The following is a 25,000-nucleotide window of genomic DNA, read 5'->3' as shown; positions in this document are numbered from 1 at the left end:
CTCGGAGCGTGTCGCTCGAACCAGCCGGGCACGGCGCCGCGACGAGGGCTCAGGTCTCCAACGGGTGGCCGCCGTCGCCCTCGACGACGACCCGGTCGACGCCGGGCTCGTCGCCCCGTTCGACCATCGTCAGGTCGATCCGCCCGTCACCGCTGGTGTCGAACTGGTAGAGATCTGCCTTGCCGTCGCCTGTGGTGTCGGTCATCCAGACGTCGGTCTTTCCGTCGCCGTTGGTGTCGGCGCTGAGGACGACGTGATGCTCGTCGCCCTGGGTCTCGATCACTTCGTCCGTGCCGTCGTTGGTCTCCATGACGGCCGGTTGCCCCGGTCGGCCCGTGCAAAACAATGACCCACTCAGCCTGCGGCGGGTGTGGGCTCACCTGTAAGGCAGGATGGACGCCATGACCGAGATCCGCACCCCCCGCCTCCTCCTCCGCCGCTGGTACGACGACGACCTCGCCCCCATGGCGGACATCAACGCGGACCCCGAGGTCATGCGCTGGATCGGCGACGGTTCGGTCCGCGACCTCGACGCCACCGCCGAGGAGATCGAGCGGTGGGAGGACGAATGGGACGAGGAGGGCTTCGGCGTCTTCGCCGTCGAACTGCTGGCCTCGGGAGAGCTGGCCGGCGTCGCGGGGCTGTCGGTACCCGAGTACCTGCCCGAGGTCATGCCCGCCGTGGAGATCAGCTGGCGGTTCGGCTCACCGTTCTGGGGCCAGGGCTACGCGTCCGAAGCCGCCCACGCCACACTGGAGTTCGCCCTCCAGGACCGCGGCCTCGACCGTGTGATCAGCGTCGACCGGATCAGCAACGAGGCCTCGCTGAACGTCGTCCGCAAGCTCGGTATGAAGCCCGAGAGGGAGACTTCCCACCCCGTGTACGACTTCCCCCTGACCATCCACGCGATCGACCTCACCGAGTTCCAGGCGTGATCCGCTTCGCGGCGTGAGCCCGCTGGTCCTGGGAACACAACTGCCCTGCCGCTCGGTTGAGTTCGACGTCACGGGCGCTGCGCGGCCCTTCCAGGGGCCCGCACCCCAGGCCCAGGCCTGTCCGAGCGAAGAAAACGGTGATCACGGGATGAAGGCGGTCCGGTTCCACACGTACGGCGGGATCGATGTGCTGCGGGTGGAGGAGGCGGAGCGTCCGACGCCCGGCCCCGGGGAGGTGCTCGTCGAGGTCCGCGCGGCCGGGATCCAGCCCGGCGAGGCGATGATCCGCGAGGGAGCGCGGCACGGTCGCTGGCCGGCGGCCTTTCCCTCCGGGCAGGGCAGCGATCTGGCCGGTGTCGTGGTGGAGACCGGCCCGCAGGTGCGCGGCTTCGCCGTGGGCGACGAGGTCCTGGTCACGCACGACAGGGCGAGCCACGCGGAGTTCGTCGTGGTGGAGGACGTGAAACTGGCCTCGCGTCCGAAGGGGCTCTCCTGGGAGGTGGCCGGCTCGTTGTACGTGGCCGGCACGACCGCGTACGCCTCCGTGTTCGCCGTGGACCCCGGCCCGACCGATACCGTCGTGGTGTCCGGTGCGGCCGGCGGTGTCGGATCACTCGCCGTGCAGCTCGCGCGGCGGCGCGGTGCCACGGTGATCGGGCTGGCGAGCGAGCGGAACCACGCCTGGCTGAAGGAGCGGGGGGTCGTTCCGGTCCACTACGGCGAGGGCGCGGCCGAACGGATCCGGCGGGCTTCTGGCGGGACGGTCGACGCGTTCATCGACACCTTCGGCGACGGGTATGTGGATCTGGCCGTGGAGTTGGGCGTGCGGCCCGAGCGGATCAACACGATCCGCGACTGGGAGGCGGCTGCCCGGGTGGGCGCGCACACGTACGGCGAGGGCGCGGCGGCCTGCGCGGTGGTGGTCGGCGAACTGGCCCGGCTCGCCGCGCGCGGAGAGCTGGACGTACCGATCGCCCGCACCTACCCGCTGGAGCGGGTCCGGGACGCGTTCCGCGAGCTGGAACTGCGGAAGACCCACGGCAAGATCGTGCTCCGGCCCTGAGAACACGTCCCTCGGACCGACCGGCCTGTTCAGGGTCAGTCGGCGGGCTTCTCCCAGACCGAGACATGCTTTCGGCTCTCGCTCGTGAAGGGGTCCCGTGTCCAGCCGTCCCATCGCTCGCGCAGTCGCAGGCCGGCGAGCTGAGCCATCAGGTCGAGTTCCGACGGCCACACATATCTGAAGGGGATCGATCGGTACTCGCCGCGGCCGTCGACGACCTCGATGTAGTTCGAACTCGTCGCCTGGGTGGCGACGTCGTAGATGTCGAACGCCCATCGCGTGGGGCTCACTTGGAAGGGCACGACGTTCTGGCCCGCCGGAAGTCTGCGCAGTTCGGGGATCAGAACCTCGATGACGAAGCAGCCCCCGGGCTCCAGGTGGGCCGCCGCGTTGCGGAAGCACGCCACCTGCTCCGCCTGCGTGGTGAGGTTCATGATCGTGTTGAAGACCAGGTAGGCGACGGAGAAGGTCCCGTCCACCTTCGTCGTCGCGAAGTCACCGATCGTGACGTCGATCGCGTCACCGTCCGGCTTGGCGCGCAGCCGGGCGACCATCGCTCGTGACAGGTCGATGCCGTGAACCGGGACTTTGCGTCGCGCCAGTGGCAACGCGACGCGTCCCGTCCCGATGCCCAGCTCAAGAGCCCTGCCTCCGGCGGCCAGTTCCGCCAGGAAGTCGGCCGTCGCGTCGATGACGCCGGGCTCGAACATGTCCCCTGACGACTCGTCGTAGGCCGCCGCGACGCGCTCGCCGAAGTATCCATCCGCTTCGTCCATCGCCAGACCGTACTGCGGGAGCTCTTCGCGGCGCGCGCCAATTTGTGCGGCGTTCACGGTCGCGGGCTCACGGCCCTTCCCGGCACGCACGCGGCGTGAGGTGGCGGTCCCGTCGGAACAGGACTGAACTGCCCGTCCCCGGGACCGACTTCGAAAAGTCCCGGGCGAGGGCGTCACGCGTCCGCGGTGACTGCCCTCAGGCCGGCCAGTGACTCCCGTATGAACCGGACCAGTTCCTTGTCCTCGGTCCGCTCGACCCAGCGCCGGAAAGCGAACTTGAAGACGGCGATCCCCACCTCCGCGGCAAGGCCCGCGGAGGCCTCGTCGACACCACGCAGCCGCAAGGCGTCCGCGAGCGTCGCGGACATCGACGCGAGTTTGATCAGCTCGCGTTCCTGAAGGTCGGAGTTGGCGTCGATGACGGACTGCCGCTGCCGAGCGTGCTCCCGGCGCGCCTCCAGCACAGCCGCGGCACCTTCGAGGGCCGCCGCCACGGCATCCAGCGGGGTGGCGGACTCGGGAGCCTGCGCGACGGCACGCGCGAGCACGTCGTTCAGCTCGCCCGAACCCGCGAACAGCACCTCGCGCTTGTCCGCGTAGTGCCGGAAGAACGTCCGCTCCGTCAGCCCCGCCCGTTCGGCGATCTCCGCCACCGAGGTGCGGTCGAAGCCGCGCTCGACGTAGAGCTCCAGTGCCGCCCGTGCCAGGCGGCCGCGCGCGTCCGGCTCCCATCGACCCATGCCCGGCATCGTACTCGATGACAGTCCCTGACATCGAGTGCTACGTTTGATGACAGTCACTGACATCACGTGGTGGCCTCTTGCGTGCCCTGGGTGCGTGGACGGCCACCCCAGGCTGGAGGCTTTCTCATGCGTGTTTTCGTCACCGGAGCATCCGGATGGATCGGCTCCGCACTTGTTCCCGAACTCATCGGAGCGGGGCACGAGGTCGTCGGGCTCGCCCGCTCGGACGCCTCGGCCGCGGCCCTGAAGAGGGCCGGGGCGGACACGGTGTCCGGCACCCTCGACGACCTCGACGTCCTGCGCGAGGCCGCCGAGGCGTCGGACGGCGTGATCCACCTCGCGTTCAAGCACGACCTCGCGTTCTCCGGCGGTTTCCAGGACGCCGCCGACGCGGACCGCCGCACCGTCGAGCTCTTCGGCGAGTCACTCGCGGGTTCCGGGCGACCGCTGCTCATCGCGTCGGGGCTGATCGGAGTGGCCTCGGGCCGCCCGAGCACGGAAGCGGACGGACGGACCCCGGACGATCAGTCCGCGCATCTGCCGGGCGGCCCGCGCACCCGGATGGGCACCGCCCACGTGGCCCTCGCCCTCGCCGACCGGAACATCCGCTCCTCCGTCGTACGGCTCCCCCCGACCGTGCACGGCGAGGGCGACAACGGATTCATGGCGGCCCTGATCGGCATCGCCCGCGACAAGGGCGTCGCCGGGTACATCGGCGACGGCACCCAGCGCTGGCCGGCCACGCACCGCGTGGACGCCGCCCGTCTCTTCCGTCTCGCCCTGGAAGGCGCACCGGCGGGATCGGTCCTCCACGCGAGCGCCGAGGACGGCGTTCCGATCCGTTCGGTCGCCGAGGTCATCGGCCGACACCTCGACGTACCCACCCGCTCCGTCCCCGCCGAGGAGGCGGCCGAGCACTTCACGTGGCTGTCGGGATTCCTCGGCCTCGACAGCCCGGCATCCAGCGAGCGGACCCGCGACCTGCTGGACTGGCACCCGACCGGGCCGGGCCTGATCGAGGACCTCGACAAGGGTCACTACTTCGGGGCCGACGGGCAGTAGAGCCGCGCCCGCCACGACCGGCTCCGGACACCGGGACAACAGGACACCGGGACCGCCGGTCGTACCTCCGGCTCACGCAACGCCGTCGGCCGACGCCATGCCGGTGGGCCGGTGGGCCGGTGCTGACAGTGGGCCGGTGCTGACGGTGTGCCGAGGCTGGCGGTGTGCCGAGGCCGGCGCCAGGGCACAGTAGCGAATATGCCCCTTTCCTTGCATCACATCGTCATCGACGCGCACGACCTCCCCTCCCTGGCGCGGTTCTGGGCCGCGGTCCTGGGCTGGCGGATCCTCTCCGAGCGGGAGCGGGAGGTCGTGATCGGGCCGGACGAGACGGCCCCGGTGGGCATCTGTTTCATGCCAGTCACGGACCGGAAGGCCGTCAAGAACCGTCTGCACCTCGATCTGACCTCCCCGGCCGAGGACCGGGAGGCGGAGATCGAGCGCGTCCTCGCGCTCGGGGCGCGCAGGGCGGACGTGGGGCAGAGCGGCGAGGAGTCGTGGACCGTGCTGACCGATCCGGAGGGGAACGAGTTCTGCGTGGTACGCCCGAAGGCGACCCTCATCGGCTAGGGCCGGCGTCGTGACGGGCGAACGCTGCCCGCGGCTGCGCCGGCCCTCACGCCCGGGACGCCGTGGGTGCCGGGTGCTGGGCCTGCAACCGCCGCCAGACCGATCGGGGGCAACGGCCCTTGGGGCGGCCGTCGGTGAAATCCTGGTAGGGAACTCTGAGCGGCTGAAGGCCGATCTCGACCCAGTGGCCCTTGCCCGAGGTGAGGTCCCAGCCGTCGCTGGGCATTCGGATGTGGTCGTGGCGGTGGTCCTTGTTCTGGCTGGTGATCTTGAGGACTTCCGCGTAGTGGGGACGGCTCCGCATGACCACGCAGTAGCGTTCCTTGCTGCCCTCGGTGTCCCGGAACGGAACCGCCGCGTGCCAGATCTCACCCGGACCGGGGCGACGGCCTCCCGAGGTGAGGCCGCCGTTGTCCCACCAGCGCACCGCCACCCGGCACAGGTACGCGGTGAGACCGGCGGCACCGCACTGCGCCATCGCGCGCGCACTCCACTCGGGTGCGTCGAACCGGGCCGCGGCCCAGTGGACGGCGAGCTGGCCGAGGACGAGCACCCCTGCCGCGCGAGCGCCGACGACCCATCGGGCGACGGGATGCCGTCGGCTCGCGAACAAGGCCACGCCCACGGCGGCGGCGACGGGTATGCCGTAGACGACCGCGTGCTGCACCGGGCCCTGCACGTGCAGGGATGGATCCTGAGACGCCATCAGGTCGGGCAGGGTGACCGGCAGGGCCAGGGCGTAGCCGACGGCGACCCACAGGTTCAGCAGCAGATAGCCCTTGACGGCCATGCCCAGGCAGGACGTGTTGGTGCGACGAGCCACCGGATCCCCTCTTCGTCTGTACCGGGTGCCGGATTATTCAGCCAGTCGGAACGCCGAGGAGCACGAAATCGGGAGTTGCCGGGCGGACCGCAGCCCGTGTGCTACGGACTCGCGCCAGCGGGACCCGCTTCGGGACCGCCCGCGGTGTGTCCCCGGTGTGCGGCGTTCGGGTCATAGCCGTGGCGTCGCGTGCGAGCCGAAGCACGATGCGGCGGCGGGGCAGACGGGCGGACCATAGCCTGAGCCGACCGGGAGAGCAGTCGACGTCTGGAGCAGCGCGTGGCCGGGCTGGATGTGTGGCAGCGGCTGGGAAAGTGGAGACCCCTGCTGCCGGCGGTCCTGCTCCTCGCAGCCGTGGTGATCGACTTCGTCACGCCGCCCACGGTCAGCGCCGCCGCTCTCTACGCGGCCGCGATCCTGACGTCCGCTGCTCTGCTGCCCCTGAGCGGGACCGTCATCACCGGGGCGGCGGCGTTCCTCCTCGACCTGGCCATGTTCGGGTACTTCGGCTTCCACGGAACCCCGACCGAGTTCAGCGAACTGTCCATGGTCGCGACGGTGGCCGTGATCGCGATCTTCCTCAATCGCCTTCTGTATCACCTGCACACCCAACTGCGGTCGGCGCGTGACATCGCCGCCGCCGTCCAGCGGGCCGTCCTGCGGGACCCGCCGGAAGCGAGCGGTCCTCTGCGGTTCGCCGCTCGCTATCAGGCCGCGCAGTCGGATGCGCAGATCGGCGGAGATCTCTACGCGGTGGTCGATACGCCGTTCGGCGTGCGGTGTCTGATCGGCGATGTGCGCGGCAAGGGGTTGAAGGCGGTCAGGGCGGTCGCGGGCAGCATCGGCACCTTCCGTGAGGCGGCCCTGCAAGAACTCAGTCTCACCGCGCTCGCGGAACGGCTGGAGCGAGCCGTCACCCTCGAGATCCAGCAGTACGGGGGTGCGACCGAACTCGAAGGGTTCATCACGTGCGTCCTGGCGGAGTTTCCCCGGCACGGCAACGAGGTCCGCATGATCAACCGCGGCCACCCCGCACCCATGCTGGTCCTTCCGGACGCCGTACGGTATGTCGAACCCAGCCGGCCGGCCCTGCCCCTGGGCCTGACCGCGCTGGCCACCGGCCCGGAGCACGTCGACACGGTGACGTTCCCGCAGGGCGCCACTCTGCTCCTGTACACCGACGGACTCACGGAGGCCCGGAACTCGAAGGGCGACTTCTACGACCCTCTCGGCAGGTTCGACCGGCTTCGGCATACCCGCCCGGACGCCTTCCTCGACGCCCTGCTGTCCGACGTGCACAAACACACCGGCGGCCGCAGAGCCGACGACTTGGCACTGCTGGCGATCACCCATGCGTACGACACCGCGTGACGCTGCTCGCGGAAGGGTCCGGGACAGCGCTCAGGCCGCTCCCCGCCGGTCAGCGTTCCTGGTCGCGCCTCGCCGCTCAAAGCGACCCGGCCGCGGGAGCGCTCGTTCTGTGCGAGGCAGAATCGGACAACGCGGTGGAATCGGTGCCGCAGCCGGGTCGTACTGAAAGCTCGACGCGCCGAAAGGAAGACCCAGGCAGGGAGGGAGTGTCAGCCTCACCGGAGGCCGTTTACGACCCGGACCGAAGGGGTCTTCCACAGGCCGCCCCATATTGAAGCCGGGCCCACGCTCTCCCGCGAGGGCCCGCTACGAACGCCGGGTTCAGGATCCGACGACGGACTCGACGACGTTGCCGGTGTCGGCCACCTCGTCCTGCGCGATGCCGAGGAAGCGCTGGACCGTCTGGACCGGCATGTCGAGCCCCTCGGACGCCTCCTGCACGCCGCCGAACACCTGCACCGCCTCGGTGACCGCCATGGCCACTTCGACCTCGGCCTTGCGGACCTTGGCCTCGGCCTTGTCCACGGTGTCGACCACCGCCAACTGACGGCGCTGCTTCTCCTGGAGGCGCTGCTTGCGCGAAAGGGCTCTGTCGGAGTTCGAGTTCTGCACAGACATGGCCAAGATCATAATCAGTTGCCCGCGCACCCGTGAAATCCGCAACTTGCCTGCATCACGTGGACGTTCAGGGCTCGGGGCCGGACCGTCGGTACCGGCTCCGGACGACCTTTCAGGCCCCTCGCATGAGCTCCGCGTTGACCGCGTCGACCATGGCGTACAAGGGCCCCTCGACAACGACGTCCTGGCCCCTTCCCCGCCGCCACGGGTCCACGTCGATCACGGTGATGAGCGCGTTGCCCAGTCCGACCACGACCCACCAGTCCCGCCCGTCCGCCCGCACCCGCCAGGTCGACTTCACCCACTTGCCGGTGTCCGTACGCACCTCGGCCGACACCAGTTCCCGGCTCTGCGGGTCGAAGGACACCAACTCCTCCACGGGAGCCTCCCGTTGGCGGATCCGCTCGGTGACATGACCGCCGCGGGCCGTCAGCCGTACCGGCTCGCGCAGGATGTGGCGGACGCGTACGAAGAGGGAATCGGGGCCCGACTCGACGTGGAAGCGGGCGGTCTCGAAGCGGGGTGGCACGGCGAACTCCTCTTGACCGGGCGGGTGTGCCCGAGACCGACACGGACCACCTCGTCAACGAGCTCCTGCACACCGGAGACGGGGGAAAACCCACCTTATGACCACCGCGGACGGGAGGATTCACCGGTACTCGGTCCGTCCACCCGGCCGGATCTCCGATACGTCGTGGACGACCCGCCCGGCAGGACCTGTCTCGGCGTCACCTCAGGGCCCCAGGTGAAGTCTGTAGGCGAACAGCCCCGCGTTCCCGCCGGCTATGAGCCCGTTGCCATCGGGATCCCAGGCACAGGTGAGCAGGGCGCTGTCGGTGCGCATCATGGTCAGCACCCGGCCGGTCATGGGGCTCCGGATGAGCAGCGTCCCCTCGTCGTCCACGCCGGCGAGCCAGGCGCCGTCGGGACTGATCGCCACTGCGGTCACTGAACCCTTGTGGCCCTCGAAGGTACGAAGTTGCTGCCCGGTGGCTGGGTCCCAGATCCCCACGGTCCCCCGGCTGCCCCCGCCGACGAGCCAGGTGCCGTCAGGACTGATCGCCACCGTGTGGCCTGGACGGTCGTCGAGCACACGAAGTTGTTGCCCGGTGACGGGGTCCCAGATCCCCACGGTCCCCCGGCTGTCCGCGCGGGCGAGCCAGGTGCCGTCTGGGCTGATCGCCACCGCGGTGACCGAACCCGTGGGGCAGGTGAAGGCACGCAGTTGTTCCCCGGTGATGGGGTCCCAGATCCCCACGGTCCCCCGGCTGCCCGCACCGGCGAGCCAGGCACCGTCAGCGCTGATCGCCACCGCGGTGATCTCATCGCTGTGGGTGGCGATGGTGCGCAGCTTTTCGCCTGTGGCGCAGTCCCAGATCCCCACACCTCCGCCGAAGCCGGCCGTGGTGAACCACTGGCCGTCCGGACTCACCGCCACACGGTCCGCCATCTCGGTCACCACAAGGGGGTGTCCGGTGCGGGCACGCATGCGTCGGCCGGTGCCGGTGTCCATGATCCGCACAGCCTCGTCGCTCGCGGTCGCGACCCAGGCGCCGTTGGGACCGACCGCCACCGAAGTCACCCGGCCGACGCGGGTGCTGGGCCTCTGAGGCACCTGGCGGGGCGCGGTGTCCCAGATCCGCAAGGTCCCTTCGGACGTGGTGGTGGCGAGCCAGGCGCCGTGGGGGCCCACGGTCATCAGGGGTACTCCCACGGCAAGTTCGGCATTCAGGACAAGCCGTTCCTGTCCGGTCGCCACGTCCCAGAGCCGGACGGCCCCGTCGTGACCGGTAGTGGCGAGCCACGACGCGTCCGGACTCACCTCCACCTCGGTCACCCCGTGGGTGACCGAGGAAGGGAGGGCGAGCCGTTCCTGTCCGGTCGCCACGTCCCAGACCCGCAGGGCGTCGTCGTTGCCGACCGTGGCAAGCCACGCTCTCCCCGAACCCTTCACCACCCAGCGGATGTTGACGACGGGCAGGGTGTGCAGGACGCGCCCGGTCGCTACGTCCCAGATCTGCGCGGTTCCGTCGTCGCTCGCGGTGGCGAGCCAGGCGCCGTCCGGACTCGCCGCCATCGAGGTCACCGCGCGTATGCAGCGGGCGGTGAGAGCACGCAGCATGCTTCCGGTCGCGACGTCCCAGATCAGTACGGTCCTGTCGTCGCTCGCGGTGGCAAGCCACGCGCCGTCCGGACTCGCCTCCACCCGCATCCCGGCGGAGGCTGTGCCGGCGCGCAGGGTTCGCAGCACGCTCCCGGCGAACGGGTCCCAGATCCGCACGATCCCCTCACTGCCGGCGGTGGCGAACCAGGTGCCGTCCGGCCCCACCACCAGCGAGATGAGATCGTCCGCCCTGTTGGTGTGGCCGACAAGGCGGTGAAGCTGTCGTCCTGCGGCCGGGTCCCAGATCCGCAGGGTTCCGTCGTAGCTGGTGGTCGCGAGCCAGGCGCCGTCCGGACTGACGACCATCGAGGTCACCGAGGCCGTGTGCCCCGAGAGAGTGCGAAGCGCGTGTCCTGCGGTGGGATCCCAGATCCGGACGGTCTCGTGGCGCCGGGTGGCCAGCCACGCCCCGTCCCGGCTCGCGACCACGGGTCCGGCGTCGTCGGTGAGCCGGCGCAGCAGGGCGGGGTCGGGCAGGTCGGGTGGCATCCACCGGTCGATGAACGCCGGGGGATCTGTGGGCCGAGGGCTGGTCGGCCGGTTGAGTGCGTCGGGGACACGGCTCAGCAGAATGGCGTCGAGGGCGTCCGGTGGCGTCGTGGGGGTGAGCAGGTGGGCGGCACTGGCCAGTTGGCGGGCCAGAGTTCCGGCGGGGGCGCCGACGCGGTCGAGGTCACGCCATGGCGCGGTGGGACCGCGTTGATGCAGACGGGCGCGCATCCACCGGAAATCTCCCGCCACAGCCATCGCCTGAGTGGTGCGCCGGGCATCGAGCAGGTGCTCGATGAGGTGGTCCTGGAGGTATCCGGTGGCGGTCTGCCACCATGCCACGCCGCCGTCCTCGGCCGAGGGCAGGGTGGCCGCCGTGGCATCGAGCAGGGCGGTGCCGGCGGCCGCCAGGCCGGTGGTGCCCAACTCGGCGCGCAGGTAGTCGCGCACCACGTCGTGAAGCGTGATGGCCCCGCCGGGCAGCGTCGTGTCGATGGCGAGCAGGGACAGGTCGGCCATCTGTTTGCACAGCGAGCGGGCGGCTGTCTCGTCCAGAGCGTCGGTCGCCTGCCAAAGCGCCGTCACCAGGGCCATGGGCACGGCTTCGTCCTCGGCGAAGATGCCGAGTTCGTTGAAGCGCTGCTCGGCATCGTCGGACCGCAGAAGGGTGGTCGCCGCCTGGATGCTGGCGCGTACGGCGGTGTTGCGGCGATCCGGGTCGTTGAGGTCGAGTGTGCCGTCGGGGTCCTGGACAGCCGGACCGCCAGCGCTCAGTCGGTGCAGGAGCGTTGCCGCCGTCTCCGTCGGATCGGCACCGGTGGCCACCTGGTCCCCGATGAACTTGTTGGCGATACCCAGTAACAGCGCCCATCGTCCGGTGGCCTTCACCAACGCCTCCGCGACATCGGGGCGGGGCGGAACGGTCAGTCGCCGGGTGAGCAGCGCGTGGGCCTGCCGCCCGGTCATGCGGTCCACATGGATGGTGGTGGTTCGCGTCGCCGGAAGTACGTCGGGCCTGCGGGTGGTGACCAGCCGAACGCAGGACTTCTCCGCTCCGCGGAGGAACGGGGTGAGCTGTTCGCGCTCCCACACATCGTCGATGATCAGGAGGGTGCGGGGCATCTGCTCGAGCAGGCCGCCGAGGTGGCTTCCGGCGCGCTCGGGGTCCGAACCGGTCTCGGTGGTGTCGCCGGTGATCAAGCGGGTCTCCACAGCGACCTTCGCGGCGACGGCCGCGGGACCGCGAACGTCCCGCCCGATCGTGATCCAGTGAACGCCACCCGGGAACTGACGCTGCACCGACCGCCGGGACGCGACGTATTTGGCCAGGGTGGTCTTGCCGAACCCTCCGGCCCCGTGCAAGCCGGCCGTGATGCCGACCGGCCCCCTGTCCCGCCACCCGCGGGTGTTTCGGAGTACGGCCCTCATGACTTCATCGGCTTCGTCCCGGTCCACCCATCCCTCCGGGATCACCGGAGGCGTCGGCCTGGCAACGGCGGGGCGCGGCTCGGGCACCGGACGCAGGGACACCACCAAGGACGCCAGTCCGGCGACCGATCCCCACACGCTCGCCACCGGGTCCGCGGCACCGGATCCGTGCCGAAGGGTCACCACCAGCAGCCACACGCCACCCGCCGCACACAGCGTGATCGCGGCCCGCACACCCCAGCGCCTCCATGTCCCCATAACCGTGCATCATCCAGCGCGGCGCCTGCCTCCGAGACCTTTTCTCCCGACTTGACCGCTGGTGGCCTCGCCGCTTATCTCGGTCGCCGGGGACGGGCCGGGCCTGGCAGGGTGTGCGTCATGAGCTCCGAGCCCGCGCGCCCCGACCCGGTCCGTCACCGCGACGACGGCACGTGGCTCGTCCGGTTCACCGGCCGGATGCTCGTGGTCTGCCCGAGGTGCGGTGGCCGCGCGGTCGTCGTCCCTGTGCCCGGCATGGCGGCGTCGGGGAACTTCGGCGACTTGCTCTTCCGGCCCCGCCGCCTCGCCTGCGCCGGCTGCGGCGCCGTCGCCGACTGGACGGCCGAGGAGCGGGGCGGGGGGCTGGTCGGCGCGGTGCCCGGCGGCACCGAGGACCCCTTCTTCCGGCGGCCGCTCTGGCTTCAGACCCGCTGTGCGGGACGGATTCTGTGGGCCTACGACGAGGAGCACGTCGACGCCCTCGCCGCCTACGTGGGCGCCCGGCTGCGCGAGCGTCGCGCCTCCCCGACGAGGGCGATGTTCGCCCGGCTGCCGGCCTGGATGAAGTCCGCCGGACATCGTGACGAGGTGCAGGCCGGCCTGGCGACCCTCCGGGGCCTTGCGGTGCTCTCGGCCCCGGCGGACCGTTCCGACACAGCCCACGAACGCGGCGACCGCCCGCGCCACCACGGCAGTCTGTACTTCCGAAGCAGCCCCTACTAGGACCTGTCCGGGCCCGGCCGTCGAACCCTCCGGCGGAACGTCGATCGAGTCCGCGCCGCCCCGGCGGGAGAGCGTGAGGCGAGGACCTCCCACGACGGCTTCCTACGACGGCTGCCTATGGCGGCTTCCTACGACTTGAGCGCGACCGGCCGCCGGAGCAGGTAGACGCCCGCGACCGACACCAGTACGGCCATGCAGGCGATGAAGACGAGCCCGGCGCCCTCCAGGCCGATCGGGCCCACCAGTACGCCGACCCCGATCACCGGCACCGAGATGCCCGCGTAGGCGACCACGAACAGGGTGGAGATCACCGCCGCGCGCTGATGCTCGGGAGAGGCCTGTGCGATGGTGGCCAGGGCCCCGCGGAACGCCAGACCCTGGCCGGCGCCGCCGACGATCGCGCTCAGCACCACCAGGACCAGGAGGTCCCATCGGAGCGCGCCCGCGAGCAGTGCCAGGCCGCCGAGGAGCGCGGCGCACCCCAGGGGCAGGGACCGTCCCACTCCGACCCGGCCGACGGCGAGCTGCCCGGCGGTCGAGGCGAAGAAGGCGAGTGCGACGACCAGTCCGCTCACCGCGTGGTTGGTCACGTCCAGGGACTCGGCGAGGAACGCGGGGCTGACGGAGGTGAACACCCCGAACAGGGCGAACCCCACGAACGCGGCGATCGCGGGCGGCGCGAACACCGGCCGCACCTGTGGGGGCAGGCCCGGCCGTTGCGGTCGTACGGTGCTCAGTGGCCGGCGTTCGCGCACGGTCTCCGGAAGCCGCAGCAGCACGGCGGCGGAGAGTGCCACCAGGGTGAGGTGGACGGCGAACGGCAGGTACAGCGGCCAGGGGGCGTACTGCGCGAGAAGGCCCGCGAGCAGCGGACCGCAGCCGAGTCCGCCCATGTTGGCGGCCGTCGCGACGAAGGTGGCCCGGGCGGCGCCGCCCGGCGGTGCCAGCTCCATCACGTAGGCGGTGGCGGCCCCGGTGAACAGGCCCGCGGACAGGCCCGACATCAGCCGCCCCACGTACAGCCAGCCCAGACCGGTGGCGGCCAGGAAGCAGACGGCGCTCGCCGCCGCGAAGCCGAGGCCCCACAGGAGCACCGGACGCCGGCCCACCGTGTCCGAGGCGTTGCCCGCGAGCAGCAGCACGCCCATGACCCCGAAGGCGTACACGGCGTACACGACGGTGACGGTCAGCTCGGAGAAGCCGAACTTCTCCTGGTAGAGGCCGTAGAGGGGGGTCGGCAGCGTGGTGCCGGCCATGCAGACGGCGAACACCGCCCCGCTGAGCAAACACTCGCGCCACCCTCGGCGATCACCGTCCATGGCGCCGACAGTAGCGTCGTGGCCGCCGCGATCCGGCCCGACGTGCCGCCGGACGGAACCGGCGGAGGCCGTGGAGCGGCGTGAGCGTTTCCCGATGCTCGTTCCTCGTGGGTGAGCGGTGCGGCTGTGCGCGGTCCGCCCTCCTCGGCGGGAGGGCGGACCGCGCCGACGACCCGTCAGGGGGCAGGTGCGAGGCGCGTACGGAGCGACGGGGAGGCGTGCGCCGGGCGGCGCCTCGTCGTCAGGAGCAGCCGGCCGGTGCGGCCTGTGACGCGTCGTGGATCAGCGCGTCGTGGGCGGCCTTCAGCCGGGCCACGTCGGGCTTGACCACCGTGCGGTCGTAGGTGATCAGGCCGTTCAGTTCTCCTTCCACGTCCGAGATCTGGGTGTAGACGGCGCCGTTGCCGCCCTTGCAGGCGAGCTTGTGCACCTCGGCGAGGCGGGCCAGGTAGTCGTCGGTGTACGCCGAGGGGTCGACGTCGACGTAGGACTGCTGGACGGACCAGGCGTGTCCGGGCACCGCGAGTCCGAGACCGCCGTACTCGCCGCTGACCAGGGCCCGTTTCCCGTCCGGGTTCGGTGGCAGCGCGGGGCTCGGGTAGCCGTGCTCGTCGATGATGTCGCCGGTGCCGCCGTCCACGCCGAGGTTGATGCCCGACATGGAGTTGACGAGGCGCGTCGGGTCCCAGGCCTTGGCCTGGTCGGCGATGCGGGCCTCGTCGTACTGGCCCCAGCCCTCGTTGAAGGTCACCCACATGACGACCGACGGGCTGCTGATGTGCTCGTCGATCATCTGCTTCATCTCGCGCTCGTACTCGGCGCGGGACGCGGCGTTCGGGTTGACCCCGGCGGTCATGGCGGGCATGTCCTGCCAGACCATCAGGCCGAGGCGGTCGGCCCAGTAGAACCAGCGGTCGGGTTCCACCTTGATGTGTTTGCGGACCGCGTTGAAGCCCATTTCCTTGTGCATCTTCAGGTCGTACGCCAGGGCCTCGTCGGTCGGTGCGGTGTGCAGGCCGTCGGGCCAGAAGCCCTGGTCGAGGGTGGCCATCATGAAGACGGGTTTGCCGTTGAGGACGGTGCGCGGGGTTCCGTTCACCTGTTCCACGGCGATGGACCTCATGCCGAAGTAGCTTCCGACGCGGTCGGCACCGACCCTGACCTTCAGGTCGTAGAGGAAGGGGTCGTCGGGTGACCACAGGTGCGGGTCGGTGATCTTCAGGACGAGCGGCTGCCCGGTACGGCCCTTGACCGTGGCGACCTCGCGGTGTCCGGCGTACGCGGTCGCGGTGACCGGCACTCCGTCCCTCACTCCCTTCGGCTCGACGGTGAGCCGGCTGTTCCCGACGTCGGGCGTCAGCTTGAGGGAGTCGACGTGGTCGGAGGCCACGGGCTCCATCCACACCGTCTGCCAGATACCGGAGGACGGGGTGTACCAGATGCCGCTGGGGTCCAGGCGCTGCTTGCCGACCGGCGGGTTCTCGCCGCCCTGCGCGTCGGTCGGGTCGTAGACGCCGACGATGAGTTCCTGAGTGCGGCCGGGCTTCAGCGCGGCGGTGATGTCGGCGCTGAACTTGTCGTAGCCGCCCTGGTGTTCGGCGACCTTGGTGCCGTTGACATAGACCTCGGCCCGCCAGTCGACGGCGCCGAAATTGAGCTGGAGGCGCTTGCCGGAGCCGACCTTCCAGCCGGCGGGAACGGTGAAGGTCCGGCGGTACCACATGCGGTCCTCGTGCCGTTCGATGCCGGAGAGCTGGGACTCCACGGGGTAGGGCACGCGGATCTTCTCGGCGAGTTTCTTTCCGACCGGGGGCTGTTCGCCGGCCTTGGCGGGGGCGAACTGCCAGGAGCCGTTCAGGTCACGCCAGTCGGCCCGGGTGAGCTGGGGCCGTGGGTACTCGGTGCGGGCCTTGCCCGCCTCCACCTCGTCGGCCCACTTCGTCCGCAGCTCATGGGTGGAGTGGTTGGGTCCGCTGCTCCAGAAGGCGCTGACAACGTTGCCGTTCGTCCCGGAGAGGCCACCCTGGCCGTCGTAGCGCAGGTCGGCGGTGCCCTTGGCCGTGCCGGTCTTGTTGCCGACGACGGGTTCCTTCAGGCCGACGATCAGGGACTTGGGGTCGGCGGGGTCCAACTTCGCTGTGGCCAGGGGCCACTTGGCGCCGCCGATGACGGCTTCGACGTGGTCGGTCAGGCCCACCGGGGGTGCGGTCAGCGGCTGGGCGAAGTCGAGGCGCAGGCTGCGGCCGTCGTTCTGGACGGTGGTCGCGATGGCGCCGTCGTAGGCGTATCCGTCGGGCAGCCGGAGGGCCGACTGCGGGACGGCCGTCCTGGTGCCGCCGGGCGGGGTCCAGCGCAGATGGAGGTTGGATCCGCCGAAGTGCTCGAAGTACTCGACCTTGATGTCGTAGGCCTGTCCGGCGGTCAGGTCGATGGGCTGGGCGGTCTGTTCGCGGTCCCAGTCGTCGACCCAGTGGTCGATGGCGAGGTGTCCGTCGACCCACAGCCTGAAGCCGTTGTCCCCGATGATCGAGAACGTGTGCGGGCCGGTCTTCTCGGGGACGATCCGGCCGGTCCAGCGGACGTTGACGTCGTCCGACCGTCCGGTGGCGAAGGCGAGCCGGGGCTCCAGGTTGTCGAAGTCGAGGTTGGTGTCCAATCCGGTGGCTTTGAGCTGGTGGAAGTCGAAGGCGCCGGGGGCGGACTGGGTGTAGTACTCGCCCTTCAGACCGTGGACTTCCACGGGGTCGTCGGCCGCTGTGGCGGCCGGGGCTCCCGTGAGGCCCGTCAGGCCGAGTAACGCGACGACCAGGACGGCCAGTCGGGGTCGGAGTCTGCTGATGCGCACGGATCCTCCTTGGCTGAGGAAGGGTGGCGGCTCGTTGCTTCAGTCTGTACAACGTTGGAAGTAGCGGGAGTGGGCATCACAGCACGGGTCCCGGTCTCTGTCCAGGCTCATGACAAACGCCCAGGTGACAGAGGCGCACATCGATGAAGAGGAGATCCCTTGCGGGTCAGCCTGAAGGACGTCGCGGAGCACGCCGGCGTCTCGATCAAGACGGTTTCGAACGTCGTGAACAACTATCCGCACGTCACCCCGGCCATGCGGGCCCGGGTGCAGGAGGCCATCGACGAGCTGGGCTACCGGCCGAACCTCACGGCACGCCACCTGCGCAAGGGACGCACGGGCATCATCGCCCTCGCCGTCCCCGAGCTGGGCAACCCGTACTTCGCGGAGCTGGCGGGAGCCGTCATCGACGCCGCCGCCGAGCACGAGTTCACCGTCCTGCTCGACCACACCCGCGGCGACCGCGAGCAGGAAGTACTGGTGAGCCAGGGTTTCCGGGCCAATGTCATCGACGGTCTGATCCTCAGTCCGCTGGAGCTCGAGGACGAGGACCTGCGCTCCCGCACCGACGACGTACCGCTCGTGCTGCTCGGCGAGCGGCAGTACGAACTGCCCTACGACCACATCGCGATCGACAACGTGTCGGCCGCGCGCAGTGCGGTACGCCATCTGTTGAGCCGCGGACGCTCGCGGATCGCCTACCTGGGGGCCCGCACGGATTCGGCCAACCGGCCCGCGCATCTGCGACTGGCGGGCTGGCGCGCGGAGTTGACGGAGGCCGGGGTGCCGGCGCCCGACGAACTCGTGGTTCCGGTCGGTGGCTGGGACCGCGACGAGGGCGCGCGGGCGATGGCCTGGCTGCTGGACTCCGGGGTGCGTCCGGACGCCGTCTTCGCCTACAACGACCTGGTCGCGATCGGTGCGATGCGGGTGCTGCACGAACGGGGTCTGCGGGTGCCGTGGGACGTGGCGGTGGTGGGTTTCGACGACATCGAGGAGGGGCGGTTCGGGGCGGTGACCCTGACGACGATCTCGCCGGACAAGCAGGCCATCGCGCGGATGGCCGTGGCCTCCCTGCTGCGGAGCCTGTCGGGCCGGACCGAACCCGGCGGACGTGAACTGACCGCTGATTTCAAGCTGGTTGAGCGCGAGAGCACGCTGGGTCGGCGCTGACGGGATTTCGGACGGAGGGGTTTACAGGCCTCTTCCAACGATGTAAAAACCTCCCCGGAAAGACGAGTACACCGAGTTGACCGCAAGAGCCGATCTTCCCCGGGAGCGCTCTCAGCGCCGGGGCCGCGCCGTTTGGGGACTCCATGAAGCCGCTCGCACCACGTCACCGCACCTCCGCCAGGACCCTCCTCGCCACCGGCCTCATCACGAGCCTCGCGCTCGTCTCCGGATGCGCGAAGTCCGAGGACGACACCGCAGACAAGGACAAGAGCTCCGCGAGCCAGGGCGACCAGGGGCAGGTCGTCGCCTCACCGTCCTCGGGCTCGGGACCGGCCTGCGCCATCGACGCCTACGGTGCCAAGAAGATCGACCTGAAGTCGGCCACCGTCGGCTTCTCCCAGTCCGAGAAGGAGGCCAACCCCTTCCGGATCGCCGAGACCGCGTCGATCAAGGCCGAGGCGGACAAGCTGGGCGTGAAACTGCTGACGGCCAACGCCCAGTCGCAGTTCTCCAAGCAGATCAGCGATGTCCAGGACCTCATCGCCAAGGGCGCCGACCTCCTCGTGATCGCGCCGCTCAACTCCGACGGCTGGGAACCGGTCCTGCGCTCGGCGTCCGCCAAGCACATCCCGATCATCACCATCGACCGCAAGATCAACGCCACCGCCTGCAAGGACTATGTGAGCTTCATCGGCTCCGACTTCGTGGAGCAGGGCAAGCGGGCCGCGGACCAGATGATCGAATCGACCGGCGGCAAGGGCGAGATCGCCATCCTGCTCGGCGCCGCCGGCAACAACGTGACGACCGAACGCACCCAGGGCTTCGAGGACCGCATCAAGGAGAAGGCCCCCGGCCTCAAGATCGTCTTCAAGCAGACCGGTGAATTCGCCCGGGAGAAGGGCCAGTCGGTCACCGAGAACCTCATCCAGTCCAAGCCCGGCATCACCGGGATCTACGCCGAGAACGACGAGATGGGCCTCGGCGCGGTGAACGCCCTCAAGGGGGCCGGCAAGCAGCCCGGCGCGGTGAAGATCGTGACGATCGACGGCACCCGCAACGCCGTCCAGGGCATCGTCGACGGCTGGATCGACGGGGTCGTCGAGTCCAACCCGCGCTTCGGGCCGCTCGCCTTCCAGACCCTGGACACCTTCACCAAGGGCGAGAAGGTCTCCCAGGACATCGTCATCCAGGACAGCGCCTACACCAAGAGCAACGCCAAGGCCGACCTGGGCAAGGCCTTCTGACATGTTGTCGGTGACCGGCCTGTCGAAGACCTTCCCCGGCGTGAAGGCCCTGTCCCTCGTGGACTTCACGGCCCGCGCCGGGGAGGTGCACGCCCTCATCGGTGAGAACGGCGCGGGCAAGTCGACCCTCATCAAGGTTCTCACCGGCGTCTACCAGCCCGACGAGGGCGAGGTGACGTACGACGGCGCCCCGGTCCGCTTCGCCACCCCGCTCCAGGCGCAGCACGCGGGAATCTCCACCATCTACCAGGAGGTCAACCTGGTCCCGCTGATGAGCGTGGCCCGCAACCTCTTCCTCGGCCGTGAACCCCGCGGCCGCCTCGGCCTGATCGACTTCCGGAGCATGCACCGGCAGGCAGAGGAGGCACTGCGCGACCTGGGCCTGCGGGTCGACGTACGTCGGCCACTGCGTGAACTGGGCCTCGGCGCACAGCAGATGGTGGCTCTCGCCCGAGCCGTCTCGGTCGACGCCCGGGTGGTCGTCATGGACGAACCGACCTCCTCGCTCGAACCGCGCGAGGTGCGGACCCTGTTCGGGGTGATCCGGATGCTGCGCGAGCGGGGCATCGCGGTGATCTACGTCAGCCACCGGCTCGACGAGTTGTACGAGATCTGCGACGCGGTCACCGTGCTGCGCGACGGAAAGGTCGTACACACGGGCAGGATCGCCGAACTCGACCGGCTCAGGCTCGTGGGGCTGATGCTGGGGCGGGAGATCGCGGACGTACGGCAGGAGGGCCTGACCAAGTTCTCGGGCGGTCACGACTCCGAGGCCGAACCCGTCCTGGACGCAAGGGAACTGACCGTACGTCACCAGCTGCACGGCGTGTCCGTCTCCGTACGGCCCGGTGAGGTGGTGGGACTGGGCGGGCTGCTCGGTTCGGGGCGTACCGAGACCGCCAAGGCCATCGCGGGCGCGCTCCCCACCGACTCCGGGCGGGTCGTGGTGGCGGGTGTGCGCGTACGCACGGGATCGACGCCCGCCGCGATCCGGGCCGGCATCAGCCTGCTGCCCGAGGACCGCAAGGCCGAGGGGATCGTGCCGGGCCTCTCGGTCCGGGAGAACATCGCGCTCGCCGCGCTGCCGGGGCTCTCACGCTTCGGTCTGGTCGACGAGGCACGCATCGACCGGATCGTGGAGACGTTCATGAAGCGGCTGCGGATCAAGGCCGCGAGCCCCCACCAGAAGGTGGGCGAACTGTCCGGCGGCAACCAGCAGAAGGTGCTGCTGGCCCGCTGGCTGGCCATGCAGCCCAAGGTCCTGCTTCTCGACGAGCCGACCCGGGGCATCGACGTCGGCGCCAAGGCGGAGGTGCAGAAACTGATCGACGAACTGGCCGGCGACGGGCTGGGCGTCCTGCTCATCTCCTCCGACCCCGAGGAACTGATCGAGGGCAGCGACCGGGTGATCGTCCTCAAGGACGGCGCGGTCGTGGAGGAACTGACGGGCGACGCCGTCACCGAGGACCGGCTGATGCGCGCGATCGCCGCCGCACCCGCCGCACCCGCCGTCACGGCCGCCGCCACCGCCGTCACAGCCGCGGCCACCGACAAGGGCACCGGACCGGGAGGCCACGATGACTGACCTGACCCTCGGCCGGGTCTCCGCCGACCGCGACCGTCTGCTGGCCCTGCTCCAGGAGTACGGCGTCTACCTGGGCGTCGTGGTCCTCTTCCTGGTGAACACCGTCTTCACCCCGCACTTCCTGTCCACGGAGAACTTCCGCACCCAGGCGGTCCAGGTCGCCCCGGTCCTCATCGTGGCGCTCGGCATGGCACTGGCGATCGGCAGCGAGGGCGTCGACCTGGCGGTGGGCTCGGTGATGGCCCTGTCCACCTCGCTCCTGTCCCTCTATCTCGGCTACGGACCCGGGGCCGCCGTCCTGATCGCGCTCGTGGGCGGTGCCGTGGTGGGGGTCGCGAACGGATCGCTCATCGCGTTCGTCGGCGTCCAGCCGATCGTGGCGACACTCGCCCTGATGGTCGCCGGGCGCGGGCTGGCCCTGGTACTCCTCCCCCAGCTCAAGGACGTCCACGACCCGGCCATGGCGGAACTCGGCTCCGGCGACGTCCTGGGCGTCCCGTACGTCGTACTGATCGCCGCGGCCCTCGCCCTGCTCGTCGGCTTCGTCGTACGCCGCACGACCTTCGGCCGCAGCCTCCTCGCCATCGGGGACAGCCGCCCCGCGGCCCGGCTCGCCGGACTGCCGGTACGCCGCGTCCTCATCCTCGTGTACGTGTGCTCGGGCGTCCTCGCGGCCGTCGCGGGCGTCCTGGCCACCGCCCGCCTCACCGCGAGCGACCCGTCCTCGCTCGGCAACCTGATGGAACTGTCCGCCATCACCGCCGTCGTGGTCGGCGGGACACCGCTGAGCGGTGGCCGTATCCGGATCGGCGGCACGGTCGCCGGCGCCGTCCTCATCCAGTTGCTCACCACCACGCTCATCAAGCACGATCTGCCGCCGTCGTGGACCCAGATCGCCCAGGCCGTGGTGATCGTCCTCGCCGTCTACGCGGCCCGGGAACGAGGAAAACGATGACGACCGACGTGGACATCCCGGTGCGCGCGAAGAACACGGCCGAGGAGGAACCGACCGGCGCCGGCCGCTCCGAACGGCTCAGCGCCCTCGCCCAGCAGCACGGCGCGCTGGTCACGCTGATCGTCGCGATGACCGCGGCGTCCCTCAGCTTCGGCACCTTCCTGACGGGCGACAACCTGGAGAACATGGCGCTCTCCTCGGCGTTCCTCGCCGTGGTCGCGCTCGGCATGACCTTCGTCATCATCACCGGCGGCATCGATCTGTCGGTGGGCTCGCTGTTCGCGCTCGGCGGTGTGCTCGCGGCCTGGGGATCGCGGTACGGGGTGGTCGTCGCGCTGCTGCTTCCCCTGGCCGTCTGCGGACTGATCGGCCTCGTCAACGGACTGCTGATCGCCCGTTCGCGCCTCGCTCCGTTCATCGTCACGCTTGCCTCGATGCTGGGTGCCCGGGGCATTCTGCTCTCCGTCACCGACGAGGGCTCGAAGACGTATCTCGTGGACAAGGGGTCGTTCTTCGCAGAGCTCGGACAAGGCTCGCTGCTCGGCGTCGGCCTGCCCGTGTGGATCACCGGCGCGCTGTTCGTCCTCGGTGCGGTGGTCCTGCGGCGCACCCGGTTCGGGCAGTACGTGTACGCGGTCGGCGGGAACGAGGACGCGGCGGCGCTGATGGGCGCCCCCGTGGCCCGTACGAAGATCTCCGTCTACACGCTGTCCGGGCTGTGCGCGGGACTCGCCGGAGCGCTCAACGCGGCATGGCTCGCGTCCGGCGTCACGATCCTGGGCTCGGGCATGGAGCTGGAGGCGATCTCCGCCGTCGTCATCGGCGGCACCCTGCTCAGCGGCGGGTTCGGTTTCATCAGCGGCTCAGTCGTCGGAGTGCTGCTCCTGAAGGTCATCCAGAACGTCATCAACCAGATCGGCTCCCTGGACTCCGCCTACCAACAGGTCGTCAGCGGTGCCTTCCTCGCCGTCGTCGTCATCGCGCAGACGTGGCTCGGACGCAGACGCCGGGTGCTGTGAGGGCCGCGCCGCCGGTGCGGAACAGAAGACCCGCACCGGTCGGTGCGGGTCTTCTGCGGTGATGCCGTCCTGCGGGTCCGTGCCTCGTCGGGTCCGACCGGGCCCGGACTACAGCCGGTCATCTCCACGTTCTGACCGGACGCCACCCGCGTACACCCCGGGTGGGTGAGCCTGCGGTCGCTGTTCAGTGACCGAGGAGGTGGACCGGCCCCTGGCCCTGCTGTCCCTGGCGCGGACCCTGACCCTGCTGACCCTGCTGACCCTGCTGTCCCTGCTGTCCCTGCTGGCCCTGGCGCGGACCCTGACCCTGCTGGCCCTGGCGCGGACCCTGGCCCTGCTGGCCCTGGCGCGGACCCTGGCCCTGCTGGCCCTGGCGCGGACCCTGCTGGCCCCGGTGGTCGCCGTGCCCACGGTGGTCGCCGTGGCCGCGGTTGTCGCCGTGGTCGCCGTGGCCGCGGTTGTCGCCGTGCCCTCGGTGGTCGTCACGGCCGTGGTTGCGGTGGTCGCCGTGGCCGCGGTGGTCGTCACGGCCGTGGCCGCGGTGGTCGTCACGGCCGTGGCCGCGGTGGTCGTCACGGCCGTGGCCGCGGTGGTCGTACCGGTCCCACGAGACGCTGTCGACGAAGCGTCCGCGCGCGGTCCGCAGCGTGGCTTCGTCGGAACGGTTGTCCCAGACCTCGTTGCGACGGTCCTGGAAGAGGTCACGGCTGGTGTCACGTCCGTAGCCGGTGTGGACACGGACGGTGGCACGGCCGGCCAGGGTGAAGTGCCTGAAGCTGTAGCGGTTGCCGTCCTCGTCCGACAGCGTCCACCCGTTCAGGTTCACCCCGTGGCGACCGGAGTTGGTGATTTCCACCCACTCCGCGTTCAGAGAACGCGCGGAGCGGTCGTCAAAGCCCGGCGCGTCGCTCTGGACCCTGCTGATGGCGACATACGAGCGGTCGAAGCGCGGCTCGGCGGCCGAGGCCGACACGGACGCCGAGCCGACCAGCGCGCCGGCCGCGATGACCGCGGCCGCCACGCGGCGGGCAGTGACAGACGTGGAAACGGACATGAATGCTCCTCAAGGTTCGAGAGCCGGCACACCCCGTGCGGGCCCCCTCTCGGGGAACCCGCACGGTGCGACCCTGTGCGAGTCCCGGCCCGGTGGCCGAGGACTCATAACTTGCTGCACATCCCCACCCAGGACGGGTGACACCCGACCCCTGTTACCAATTACGGACATATCAGTTACAGGCGTCTGTATATGGCCTTTAACTACGGAAAGCTGAAAAGTGATGGACTGTCATCTCCAACTCCCTTACGGGGACAACAACTAGGACGTATCAGGCCATGCCGCCCGTCAGCACAGGCCACCCACAGGTCACCCAAAAGTGAGTAACACCCCTCCGCTCCGATCCGGGCACGGAGCAACGTGTCGCGTCCCCCGCGACGCTCATCGGCCGGGTCGTACCGGGCGAGTAAATCCGTCGCGTGCGCAACGTGTGCCGTCTAGCCTCGGAGCATGCCTGCCGGAAAGACGTCGTACGTGTGCCTGCCCTGCCGGGCGTCGTACAAGCAGCCGTACGACGGGGACCGTCCTGTGCGGATCTGTCCCCGGTGCGCCTCGCCGCTCATCCACGTGGGGTCCGCCTTCGCAGCGCCCAGGCGTCGGGACACCGCGGCCTGGAGGACACTCTCCGTCCTGCTCCACGCGGGCGTCCGCTTCCACAAGAGTTGCTGCGGCGGACCCGGTTACCGCCCCCGGACCCTGCGCGAAGTCCGTGAGCGGATGGCGTACGCACGACGCACCGGCGAGCCCTTCGCCCGGGCGCTCAGGCGTTACGACGTGCCCTGA

Annotated in this window: 22 protein-coding genes; 12 read left to right on the top strand and 10 right to left on the bottom strand. The window is 70.2% G+C overall.

From position 1 onward, the window contains the following. Positions 1-49 precede the first annotated feature (49 nt). Positions 50-310: a hypothetical protein gene (locus OG485_RS39660; RefSeq protein WP_326783698.1), complete on the bottom strand. Its 261-nt coding sequence runs from the start codon at positions 308-310 to the stop codon at positions 50-52. 91 nt (positions 311-401) lie between these two features. Between OG485_RS39660 and OG485_RS39655 the strand changes: the two genes are divergently transcribed. Together OG485_RS39655 and OG485_RS39650 are read left to right on the top strand one after the other, a co-directional pair. Next, complete coding sequence (locus OG485_RS39655) at positions 402-935, top strand: GNAT family N-acetyltransferase (protein WP_328673529.1); 534 nt, start codon at positions 402-404, stop codon at positions 933-935. Between the two features lie 148 nt (positions 936-1,083). Next, positions 1,084-1,998 (top strand): NADP-dependent oxidoreductase, encoded by a 915-nt coding sequence (locus OG485_RS39650; RefSeq protein WP_328673527.1) that lies wholly within the window; start codon positions 1,084-1,086, stop codon positions 1,996-1,998. 35 nt (positions 1,999-2,033) lie between these two features. Here the strand turns inward: OG485_RS39650 and OG485_RS39645 are convergent, their stop codons facing one another. Further along, the gene (locus OG485_RS39645) at positions 2,034-2,774 is read right to left on the bottom strand and encodes a class I SAM-dependent DNA methyltransferase (RefSeq protein WP_328673525.1); all 741 of its coding nucleotides are present in this window, start codon (positions 2,772-2,774) and stop codon (positions 2,034-2,036) included. Positions 2,775-2,947: 173 nt separating this feature from the next. After that, positions 2,948-3,514, bottom strand: a complete 567-nt coding sequence (locus OG485_RS39640) for a TetR family transcriptional regulator (RefSeq protein WP_328673523.1) — start codon at positions 3,512-3,514, stop codon at positions 2,948-2,950. A 129-nt stretch (positions 3,515-3,643) separates the two neighbouring features. On the opposite strand from OG485_RS39640, the gene OG485_RS39635 reads away from it, so the two are divergent. Both OG485_RS39635 and OG485_RS39630 read left to right on the top strand, forming a co-directional pair. Continuing rightward, entirely contained in the window at positions 3,644-4,579 is a 936-nt protein-coding gene (locus tag OG485_RS39635; protein ID WP_328673521.1) for an SDR family oxidoreductase, read from the top strand. 198 nt (positions 4,580-4,777) lie between these two features. Then, positions 4,778-5,149, top strand: a complete 372-nt coding sequence (locus tag OG485_RS39630; protein ID WP_328673519.1) for a VOC family protein — start codon at positions 4,778-4,780, stop codon at positions 5,147-5,149. Between the two features lie 46 nt (positions 5,150-5,195). Here the strand turns inward: OG485_RS39630 and OG485_RS39625 are convergent, their stop codons facing one another. Continuing rightward, positions 5,196-5,972, bottom strand: coding sequence for a hypothetical protein (locus OG485_RS39625; RefSeq protein ID WP_328673517.1), 777 nt, complete (start codon positions 5,970-5,972; stop codon positions 5,196-5,198). A gap of 279 nt (positions 5,973-6,251) precedes the next feature. Between OG485_RS39625 and OG485_RS39620 the strand changes: the two genes are divergently transcribed. Beyond that, on the top strand, positions 6,252-7,343 hold the full coding sequence (locus tag OG485_RS39620; RefSeq protein WP_328673515.1) for a PP2C family protein-serine/threonine phosphatase: 1,092 nt from the start codon (positions 6,252-6,254) through the stop codon (positions 7,341-7,343). 321 nt (positions 7,344-7,664) lie between these two features. On the opposite strand, the gene OG485_RS39615 is transcribed toward OG485_RS39620, so the two are convergent. The 3 genes from OG485_RS39615 to OG485_RS39605 all read right to left on the bottom strand — a co-directional run bounded on the left by OG485_RS39615 (position 7,665) and on the right by OG485_RS39605 (position 12,300). Beyond that, the gene (locus OG485_RS39615; RefSeq protein WP_328673514.1) at positions 7,665-7,961 is read right to left on the bottom strand and encodes a hypothetical protein; all 297 of its coding nucleotides are present in this window, start codon (positions 7,959-7,961) and stop codon (positions 7,665-7,667) included. Between the two features lie 112 nt (positions 7,962-8,073). After that, positions 8,074-8,490, bottom strand: coding sequence for a hypothetical protein (locus tag OG485_RS39610; RefSeq protein WP_328673512.1), 417 nt, complete (start codon positions 8,488-8,490; stop codon positions 8,074-8,076). 204 nt (positions 8,491-8,694) lie between these two features. After that, positions 8,695-12,300 (bottom strand): NB-ARC domain-containing protein, encoded by a 3,606-nt coding sequence (locus tag OG485_RS39605; RefSeq protein ID WP_328673511.1) that lies wholly within the window; start codon positions 12,298-12,300, stop codon positions 8,695-8,697. 120 nt (positions 12,301-12,420) lie between these two features. Here OG485_RS39605 and OG485_RS39600 point away from each other — a divergent pair, with 120 nt between their 5' ends. Further along, positions 12,421-13,023: a hypothetical protein gene (locus OG485_RS39600; protein WP_328673509.1), complete on the top strand. Its 603-nt coding sequence runs from the start codon at positions 12,421-12,423 to the stop codon at positions 13,021-13,023. Between the two features lie 128 nt (positions 13,024-13,151). Here OG485_RS39600 and OG485_RS39595 read toward each other — a convergent pair whose 3' ends face one another. Beyond that, positions 13,152-14,342, bottom strand: coding sequence for an MFS transporter (locus OG485_RS39595; RefSeq protein WP_328673508.1), 1,191 nt, complete (start codon positions 14,340-14,342; stop codon positions 13,152-13,154). 241 nt (positions 14,343-14,583) lie between these two features. Further along, a complete protein-coding gene (locus tag OG485_RS39590; protein ID WP_328673507.1) occupies positions 14,584-17,187 on the bottom strand; it encodes a PA14 domain-containing protein in 2,604 nt (867 codons plus the stop codon). Between the two features lie 159 nt (positions 17,188-17,346). Between OG485_RS39590 and OG485_RS39585 the strand changes: the two genes are divergently transcribed. From OG485_RS39585 to OG485_RS39565, 5 genes are all read left to right on the top strand, one after another. Then, the gene (locus OG485_RS39585; protein ID WP_328444680.1) at positions 17,347-18,360 is read left to right on the top strand and encodes a LacI family DNA-binding transcriptional regulator; all 1,014 of its coding nucleotides are present in this window, start codon (positions 17,347-17,349) and stop codon (positions 18,358-18,360) included. A gap of 143 nt (positions 18,361-18,503) precedes the next feature. Next, positions 18,504-19,604: an ABC transporter substrate-binding protein gene (locus tag OG485_RS39580; protein WP_328673506.1), complete on the top strand. Its 1,101-nt coding sequence runs from the start codon at positions 18,504-18,506 to the stop codon at positions 19,602-19,604. Between the two features lies 1 nt (position 19,605). Further along, positions 19,606-21,189: a sugar ABC transporter ATP-binding protein gene (locus OG485_RS39575; RefSeq protein ID WP_328673504.1), complete on the top strand. Its 1,584-nt coding sequence runs from the start codon at positions 19,606-19,608 to the stop codon at positions 21,187-21,189. Beyond that, positions 21,182-22,144 carry an ABC transporter permease gene (locus OG485_RS39570; RefSeq protein WP_328673502.1) on the top strand — a complete coding sequence of 321 codons (963 nt, stop codon included), beginning with the start codon at positions 21,182-21,184 and terminating at the stop codon, positions 22,142-22,144. The genes OG485_RS39575 and OG485_RS39570 overlap by 8 nt, the downstream gene beginning before the upstream one ends. After that, positions 22,141-23,163, top strand: coding sequence for an ABC transporter permease (locus OG485_RS39565; RefSeq protein WP_328673500.1), 1,023 nt, complete (start codon positions 22,141-22,143; stop codon positions 23,161-23,163). The genes OG485_RS39570 and OG485_RS39565 overlap by 4 nt, the downstream gene beginning before the upstream one ends. A gap of 184 nt (positions 23,164-23,347) precedes the next feature. Here OG485_RS39565 and OG485_RS39560 read toward each other — a convergent pair whose 3' ends face one another. Further along, positions 23,348-24,217 carry a lamin tail domain-containing protein gene (locus tag OG485_RS39560; protein ID WP_328673498.1) on the bottom strand — a complete coding sequence of 290 codons (870 nt, stop codon included), beginning with the start codon at positions 24,215-24,217 and terminating at the stop codon, positions 23,348-23,350. 450 nt (positions 24,218-24,667) lie between these two features. Here OG485_RS39560 and OG485_RS39555 point away from each other — a divergent pair, with 450 nt between their 5' ends. Then, on the top strand, positions 24,668-25,000 hold the full coding sequence (locus OG485_RS39555) for a deoxyxylulose-5-phosphate synthase (protein WP_328673496.1): 333 nt from the start codon (positions 24,668-24,670) through the stop codon (positions 24,998-25,000).

Source organism: Streptomyces sp. NBC_00328 (genome assembly GCF_036139655.1).
Taxonomy (GTDB): Bacteria; Actinomycetota; Actinomycetes; order Streptomycetales; family Streptomycetaceae; genus Streptomyces.
This window is presented reverse-complemented; position numbering and strand designations above follow the sequence as displayed.

Excerpts from the sequence above, each read along its gene's own strand:
- OG485_RS39660 (WP_326783698.1), bottom strand. The coding sequence starts at position 310 with ATGGAGACCAACGACGGCACGGACGAAGTGATCGAGACCCAGGGCGAC.
- OG485_RS39655 (WP_328673529.1), top strand. The coding sequence starts at position 402 with ATGACCGAGATCCGCACCCCCCGCCTCCTCCTCCGCCGCTGGTACGAC.
- OG485_RS39650 (WP_328673527.1), top strand. The coding sequence starts at position 1,084 with ATGAAGGCGGTCCGGTTCCACACGTACGGCGGGATCGATGTGCTGCGG.
- OG485_RS39645 (WP_328673525.1), bottom strand. The coding sequence starts at position 2,774 with ATGGACGAAGCGGATGGATACTTCGGCGAGCGCGTCGCGGCGGCCTAC.
- OG485_RS39640 (WP_328673523.1), bottom strand. The coding sequence starts at position 3,514 with ATGGGTCGATGGGAGCCGGACGCGCGCGGCCGCCTGGCACGGGCGGCA.
- OG485_RS39635 (WP_328673521.1), top strand. The coding sequence starts at position 3,644 with ATGCGTGTTTTCGTCACCGGAGCATCCGGATGGATCGGCTCCGCACTT.
- OG485_RS39630 (WP_328673519.1), top strand. The coding sequence starts at position 4,778 with ATGCCCCTTTCCTTGCATCACATCGTCATCGACGCGCACGACCTCCCC.
- OG485_RS39615 (WP_328673514.1), bottom strand. The coding sequence starts at position 7,961 with ATGTCTGTGCAGAACTCGAACTCCGACAGAGCCCTTTCGCGCAAGCAG.
- OG485_RS39605 (WP_328673511.1), bottom strand. The coding sequence starts at position 12,300 with ATGGGGACATGGAGGCGCTGGGGTGTGCGGGCCGCGATCACGCTGTGT.
- OG485_RS39600 (WP_328673509.1), top strand. The coding sequence starts at position 12,421 with ATGAGCTCCGAGCCCGCGCGCCCCGACCCGGTCCGTCACCGCGACGAC.
- OG485_RS39595 (WP_328673508.1), bottom strand. The coding sequence starts at position 14,342 with ATGGACGGTGATCGCCGAGGGTGGCGCGAGTGTTTGCTCAGCGGGGCG.
- OG485_RS39580 (WP_328673506.1), top strand. The coding sequence starts at position 18,504 with ATGAAGCCGCTCGCACCACGTCACCGCACCTCCGCCAGGACCCTCCTC.
- OG485_RS39575 (WP_328673504.1), top strand. The coding sequence starts at position 19,606 with ATGTTGTCGGTGACCGGCCTGTCGAAGACCTTCCCCGGCGTGAAGGCC.
- OG485_RS39570 (WP_328673502.1), top strand. The coding sequence starts at position 21,182 with ATGACTGACCTGACCCTCGGCCGGGTCTCCGCCGACCGCGACCGTCTG.
- OG485_RS39565 (WP_328673500.1), top strand. The coding sequence starts at position 22,141 with ATGACGACCGACGTGGACATCCCGGTGCGCGCGAAGAACACGGCCGAG.
- OG485_RS39560 (WP_328673498.1), bottom strand. The coding sequence starts at position 24,217 with ATGTCCGTTTCCACGTCTGTCACTGCCCGCCGCGTGGCGGCCGCGGTC.
- OG485_RS39555 (WP_328673496.1), top strand. The coding sequence starts at position 24,668 with ATGCCTGCCGGAAAGACGTCGTACGTGTGCCTGCCCTGCCGGGCGTCG.